The sequence below is a fragment of the Rhizobium sp. 2YAF20 genome (assembly GCF_052114685.1).
Taxonomy (GTDB): Bacteria; Pseudomonadota; Alphaproteobacteria; order Rhizobiales; family Rhizobiaceae; genus Rhizobium.
This window is the reverse complement of the sequence record NZ_JBFRFF010000121.1, coordinates 1-1,187: the sequence shown is the minus strand read 5'-3', so window position 1 is coordinate 1,187 and position 1,187 is coordinate 1. Positions and strand designations below refer to the sequence as shown.

The 1,187-nt window shown below is 61.1% G+C and carries 1 protein-coding gene; it reads right to left on the bottom strand.

Annotated elements, in window-relative coordinates; genetic code table 11:
- Positions 1-9: 9 nt before the first annotated feature.
- On the bottom strand, positions 10-1,185 hold the full coding sequence (gene tuf / locus AB4Z52_RS36185; protein WP_442222609.1) for an elongation factor Tu: 1,176 nt from the start codon (positions 1,183-1,185) through the stop codon (positions 10-12).
- Between the last annotated feature and the right edge of the window lie 2 nt (positions 1,186-1,187).

The following is a 1,187-nucleotide window of genomic DNA, read 5'->3' as shown; positions in this document are numbered from 1 at the left end:
AGCCGATACTTACTCGACGATCGACGCTACGATGCCGGCGCCAACGGTGCGGCCGCCTTCGCGGATGGCGAAGCGCAGCTTTTCTTCCATGGCGATCGGCACGATCAGTTCAACGGCAACGGTGACGTTGTCGCCCGGCATGACCATTTCCGTGCCTTCAGGCAAGGAGACGATGCCGGTCACGTCGGTCGTGCGGAAGTAGAACTGCGGACGATAGTTGGTGAAGAACGGCGTATGACGACCGCCTTCTTCCTTCGTCAGGATGTAGGCTTCGGCCATGAACTTCTTGTGCGGCTTGACCGAACCCGGCTTGCACAGGATCTGGCCACGCTCGACGCCGTCACGGTTCACACCGCGAACCAGAGCACCGATGTTGTCGCCGGCCTGGCCCTGATCGAGCAGCTTGCGGAACATTTCAACGCCGGTCACCGTCGTCTTCGAGGTCGGGCGGATGCCGACGATCTCGACTTCTTCGCCGACCTTGACGATGCCACGCTCGACGCGGCCGGTCACCACAGTACCGCGGCCCGAGATCGAGAACACGTCTTCGATCGGCATCAGGAACGGCAGGTTGATCGGACGCTCAGGCGTCGGGATGTAGGCATCAACGGCGGCCATCAGTTCGCGGATCGAGTCTTCGCCGATCTTCTTGTCCGAATCTTCGAGAGCGGCCAGAGCCGAACCCTTRATGATCGGGATATCGTCGCCGGGGAAGTCGTACGACGACAGCAGTTCGCGCACTTCGAGCTCGACGAGTTCGAGAAGCTCGGCGTCGTCGACCTGGTCGACCTTGTTCAAGAATACCACGATCGCCGGAACGCCGACCTGACGGGCAAGCAGGATGTGCTCGCGGGTCTGCGGCATCGGGCCGTCGGCAGCCGAGCAAACCAGGATTGCGCCGTCCATCTGGGCAGCACCGGTGATCATGTTCTTGACGTAGTCGGCGTGGCCGGGGCAGTCGACGTGGGCGTAGTGGCGGGCCGGCGTCTCATATTCGACGTGGGCCGTCGAAATCGTGATGCCACGCGCCTTTTCTTCCGGGGCAGCGTCGATCTGGTCGTAACGCTTGTACTCGCCGAAATACTTGGTGATCGCTGCCGTCAGAGACGTCTTGCCGTGGTCAACGTGGCCAATCGTGCCGATGTTAACGTGCGGCTTGTTGCGCTCAAACTTACTCTTTGCCATTT